At 62.7% G+C, this 2688-nt stretch carries 3 protein-coding genes; 2 read left to right on the top strand and 1 reads right to left on the bottom strand.

All coding sequences use genetic code 11. From position 1 onward, the window contains the following. On the bottom strand, nt 1-1454 hold a 1454-nt coding region (locus B2994_RS00470; RefSeq protein ID WP_291526456.1), incomplete at its 3' end, for a zinc-dependent metalloprotease. 37 nt (nt 1455-1491) lie between these two features. On the opposite strand from B2994_RS00470, the gene B2994_RS00465 reads away from it, so the two are divergent. Beyond that, entirely contained in the window at nt 1492-2331 is an 840-nt protein-coding gene (locus tag B2994_RS00465) for a YlbL family protein (protein WP_291526455.1), read from the top strand. Between the two features lie 89 nt (nt 2332-2420). Then, nucleotides 2421-2688: DUF3052 family protein (locus B2994_RS00460; protein WP_291526454.1), on the top strand; the 268-nt coding region annotated here is incomplete at its 3' end.

Raw genomic sequence — 2688 nt, 5'->3', positions numbered from 1 at the left:
GCGTCGTCGGTTTTGGCGTCGGAGGCCGAGGAAGTGCCGTTCGTCGCGGCATTGGGTTGTTCGGCGCTGTTGGGCGGCATCGCGCCGTCGGCGGTTTCCGAGGCGTTGCCGGCGGCGGATCCGGAACCGTTGTGGTTGGCGTCGAGTGTGGGCAGCAGATCGGGATGCGACCACTTGGCGTCGCGAGTCTCCACTCCTTCGGCCGCTGTAATGCGCTCCCACATGCTGGCGGCTTCGCGCTGGCGCTTGGGGTGCAGATGCAATCCCAGCAGCGATTCGAAGGTGCGTTCGGCGGGGCCTCCTACGGCGCGTTCGCGTCGCAACATTTCCCGCAGCTGCTCGATATGCGCGATATGCGCCATGCCGGCGCGCCACACTACGCAATCCACCCAGCCTGCAACGGTGGCGAGCAGCGTTTCCAAGCTGTCCAGCGCCTCGCGCTGCTCAGGCGTGTCGGACATGCCCACATTGGTGAGGTTGACCGCGTCGGCAATCGATTCTGGACTCATGTCGCGCGCCTCGCGGAGATGATCCTCCATGGCGTCCATGTCAATGGAAATGCCACGGGCGTATTTGCCGATCAACGCCTCGAAACGCGGCATCAGCCATGGGACGGAGGAGAACAACCGCGCATGGGCCGCTTCCTGCAATGCCAGGAACGCCATGACCTCATTGCGGGGCAGATCGAGCGAATCCGCGTATGCGTTGATGTTCTGCGGAATAAGCCCCCCCGCGGGCGTCGCGAGCAGTGCGATGCCCTGGTCGAAGCTCCCTCTCACCTCTTCGGAGAGGTCGCCGGCCGCCTGGCCAAGTTGCATGGCGAATGAGGTGTTGCCCAGCAGTTTCATCAACTGGCTGGGATCCTTCATGGAATCGGGGATCGGAATCGGCACGGGACCTGCGAACATTCCCGAGATTTCGCCGGCCTCGAACATGCCGCCCAGTCGTTCGGAGATCACCGACGACAGTGAATCGGCCATGGAGGCGGCCACCGGAGCGGCGAAGGCCGCCCATGCGCCAATCGTCTCCTCCACCCAATCGGCTCTGGTGAGCACCCGGGCCTCGCCTGCGGGAGGGTTCATGGCGCAGGCTGTGTCGAGCCACAGATTGGCCTCGCTGAGCGCCCGACGGGCCAGCTGCCCGTCTTCGGCGCTGACCGTCGCCTGCGCGTCGCCGCCGTTGACCTTGGTCAGCGCTACCGACTTGGCCAGTTTGACGTTGATCGGTCCCTCGTCCATGGTGCGCTGCATGTCGCCGATGGTGTTAAGTCCGCCAGCGGAGAGCGCGTGAATGAGTGATTGGACTTCGCCGGGTTTCGGCAGCCCGTTTCTGCTTTGGCTCATAATCTGATCGCGAATGGCCGACGGCAGCTGGGAGAACTGCTGCCAGGCCATCTCGCCCTCCACCGGGCCGAAGCATTCAATGAGCCATTGGCGAATCTCGTTTTCTTCCATGCTCTTAGTCTAGACAGCACCCCTACACTGTGTGCTTATGGCTGATTTCAAGAATGTCGTCAGGATGGCGTCCCGGGCTCGCCGCTGGTTGCTGTCGCGTTCGGCGCGGTTTCGGCTCGGAACGCTGGTGTGTGTGCTGTCGGTGGTGCTTTTGGTGCTTCCGAGCCCATATGTGGTGGAACGTCCCGGTCCTACGGCCAATGTGCTGGGTGAGCTCGATGGCAGTCGGGTCATAGACATCAGCGGTGCGGATACGCATGACGATTCTGGGCGGCTGCTGCTGACTACCGTCAACGCCTCCGGAATGCCGGGATCGTATGTGACCAATGCCGAGGTGCTGGTCGGCTGGCTGCGTTCCGATGAGATCGTGATGCCTCGGGAGGCTGTGGTGCCGTCGGGCCAGACCGCCGACGAGTACAAGCAGAAAACGGAACAGCAAATGACGTCTTCGCAGGACGCGGCTTCCAGCCAGGCGCTCGCCTTTCTCCAGCGGCGTGGCATGGATGTCAGCGGCATACGGGTTTCCATGCATGTGAACGATATCGGCGGCCCCTCGGCCGGCATGATGTACGCGCTGGGCGTGATCGACAGGCTGACCCCCGACAACGAGACCGGAGGCCAGATCATCGCCGGTACGGGCACTATGAACGAGGACGGGTCGATCGGCGCGATCGGCGGCATCCAGCTCAAAATGCAGGGCGCCAAGCGTGACGGCGCCACATGGTTCCTCGCTCCGGCCGACAACTGCTCCGAAGTGGTGGGACATGTGCCAAACGGCATGCGGGATGTCAGGGTGTCGACGCTTGAGGAGGCCTATGACGCCTTGGTGGCCATTGGACAGGGCAACGGCGAGACGCTGCAGCATTGCGCGGCGTGAATAAGGCCGGAGTCCGCATTCTGGTCTTTTCGGCGCGCATGCCGGCGGTGTTACACAGTATTTCTCAATGACTTGTTATGCTGTTCCTCGTGACTGAAACGGCATCCCAGAAAGCGGAAGAATTCGGTTTCCATCCCGGCAGCATCGTACAGGAGTGGCTGTGGGATGATGACGTAGACGACGCGATCCGAACGAGCATCGAGGACCTGACCGGCGAGGAGCTGGTGGATGAGGACTATGACTCGGCGGTTGACGGCGTCATTATCTGGTGGCGGGACGGCGATGATGAGGATGAGCTGTCCGACACCATCGTGGACGCGTATTCGGTGTTGGGAGACGACGGCCCGCTGTGGGTGC

Origin of the sequence: Bifidobacterium sp. UBA744, from assembly GCA_002298605.1 — a bacterium.
Lineage (GTDB): Bacteria > Actinomycetota > Actinomycetes > Actinomycetales > Bifidobacteriaceae > Bifidobacterium.
This window is presented reverse-complemented; position numbering and strand designations above follow the sequence as displayed.